Genomic DNA, 2,393 nt, shown 5'->3' on the forward strand with positions numbered 1-2,393 from the left:
CCCGGTCCGGGATATTCGGAATAGCGAAAGTTTGTGGAATGGAATATTTTGTCCCCGGCGGCGGCGGGTTATGTTATGCTGGAGAAAGCATGAAATTCAGGAAAAAATCGAGGAAAAAACGGAATATTGACAGGGAGGGATTTGATCGTGAGAACCAGGGCGACGACGCTCGTTTTTCTGTTTTGTTTCCTTCTGTTCGGCCCGCCTCTTTCGTGTGCCGCCCGTGCCGCCGACAACAAAGGGACGGACCCCCAGATGGATGCGGTACTGCGGCAGCTGAAGACGATGCGGTGGATGCTGGACTACATGACGGTGATCTTTGTGGCGGCCTCCGAGGACAAGAAGGTCCTGCTGGATGAGCTCAAGGCCATCCGCTCGGAGGAGGACCTCTCCATCCGAAACGAGCTGAAGGACCTCCGGGACGAGGAACGCAAGGCCATATCGGAGGAACTGAAGTCCCTGCGTGAGGAGGAAAGGAACCTGCTTCGGAAGGAGTTTTCCGAGCTGCGGGAATATCGGGACATCGAACTTTTGAAGGAGATGCGGGCTTTGAGCGCGGAGAACAAGGCGCTCTCCGAAAAGGTGAAGGGCCTGGGTGCGGAAAACGAGGCGCTCCTTGGAGAAATGCGCAACTTCCGTGCCGACCTGGAGGTCCTTCGGCTGAGCCTGGAGCGCATGCTGAGCGTCTCCCCGGAGCCGTCACCGGTCCCCTTGGCCTCGGCGGATGTTCCGGCCTCGGACGATTCGCCGACCTCAAACGGAGCCGCGGACATGAAGGAGGCATTGTCCGGGCTGCCTGTCGGAGACAGGACCGCGCTGGGGTTGCTCATGAGCATGTATGGCATGCTCGTCGCGAACCAAGACAGCAACCAGAGCGATACCGACTCCCTGGCGGACCGGGCCGGGTACCGGGCGGACGAAATCCTCGCGCACCTGGATGTCCTGCGCAAGGCGGCCTCAGCCGCCTACGACAGCCACTACGCCTACGACATGGGTACGGCGCAGCACCGCGCCATCGCGCGGCAGATCAACGCAGACCCCGAGGCCTTCATCAGGTCGCGCATGGGAGAATACCTGGACGGTAGGGCAAAGAGCAAGTTTGATGGAATCGGCACGGTCCGGATATTCAACGAGTGGGACTGGGCCGTAGGGGTCGACGTGTCACACGAGTCCGGGGAGGTCCGAGCGGAGCTGGCCCGGCCCCGGCGGAGACTCCAGTACGGGGACACCCTGCTTGACGGGAATCTCCATCCCTGGAAGGGCGGGGACGTCATCTATATGCCCGTAAACTTTCACGTGCCGAAGGGCTCGTGAGGACGAAATTTGAATTTGATTGAGTAGGAGGATAAAGCGATGTTCAAGACGATGAAAAGAAAAACGGGAACCCGTGTGGGGTTTGTCGGTACGCTTGTGGCCTGTGTCCTTTTGCTCCCGGCCCTCTGCGACGGAGCGGAGACTCGGAAAGACATCGACCTGGAGGCCCTGAGGAGCATGGTGGAATCCTTTGCTACGACCATCGCCGCAACATCGGAGGACAACGCGGCCCTGAGACGGGAGATAGCCTCTCTGAGGGAGGAACTGGCCTCGTTGCGCGGGGCTGCTCCGAAAAAAGGAGAGACTGGAAGTACGCAGCAGAAGCCGGCTGCTGGCAACGCGGCCATGCTGCGCGAAATGCAGTCTGCCGAGAGGGCCAGCCAGATCCGCTCCCTCCTGCGCACCATGAAATCCGCCGCGGTCATCTTTTATGCCGAGGAGCTGGGTTCCATCATGGAGGACCCCACACGCTTTCGGGAGAAGGTCAACGGCGATCCCCTGGCCGTCAGGAACATACTGGGCAAATACCTGGATGTACCCGCGACATACGACGAGAGCTGCCATTTCTACGTCCTCAATGACAATCAGTGGTTGGTGGGTTACGACCTGGCGGATGAGGACAAGTCGACCCTGGAGAGGCTTGCCGCGATGGCCAGACAGCCGGGCGCGAATTTGGTCAACCTGGACCAGAGCGTCTGGAATGGAGGGCTTGTTATCTGCATGAAGGTGCGGTGACCGGCGGATGGGAGAAGCCGGATTAATTCGGATTAATAAGGAGGAATTTGATCATGAGGACCAAAACAGGAACGCTCATTTTTCTGCTCTGTTTCCTTCTGTTCTCTTTTCTTCCGGCCAGCCCGCTTCTTCCGCGTGACGCCCGTGCCGCGGAGGAGGGGGTGGACCCCCGGAAGGACATCGACCCGGAGGTTCTGAGGAGCATGACGGAATCCTTTGCCGCGACCATCGCCACCGCATCGGAGGATAACGCGGCCCTGAGACGGGAGATAGCCTCCCTGAGGGAGGAACTGGCCTTAGTGCGTGGAATCGTCCTGCAAAAAGGGGGGGCTGGAGGTACGCAG

General features: G+C 59.6%; 3 protein-coding genes. All 3 read left to right on the forward strand.

What is annotated here, in order from left to right; all coding sequences use genetic code 11:
* The first annotated feature begins 147 nt into the window (after nucleotides 1-147).
* A complete protein-coding gene (locus Q0176_RS10445; RefSeq protein ID WP_299302598.1) occupies nucleotides 148-1,314 on the forward strand; it encodes a hypothetical protein in 1,167 nt (388 codons plus the stop codon).
* Nucleotides 1,315-1,353: 39 nt separating this feature from the next.
* Complete coding sequence (locus Q0176_RS10450; RefSeq protein ID WP_299302601.1) at nucleotides 1,354-2,049, forward strand: hypothetical protein; 696 nt, start codon at nucleotides 1,354-1,356, stop codon at nucleotides 2,047-2,049.
* Nucleotides 2,050-2,102: 53 nt separating this feature from the next.
* On the forward strand, nucleotides 2,103-2,393 hold a 291-nt coding region (locus tag Q0176_RS10455), incomplete at its 3' end, for a hypothetical protein (protein ID WP_299302604.1).

It is taken from the genome of uncultured Fretibacterium sp., from assembly GCF_938040765.1.
GTDB lineage: Bacteria > Synergistota > Synergistia > Synergistales > Aminobacteriaceae > CAJPSE01.

Bases quoted from the DNA above. Each gene is read 5' to 3' on its own strand.
- Q0176_RS10450 (WP_299302601.1), top strand. From the start codon at position 1,354: ATGTTCAAGACGATGAAAAGAAAAACGGGAACCCGTGTGGGGTTTGTC.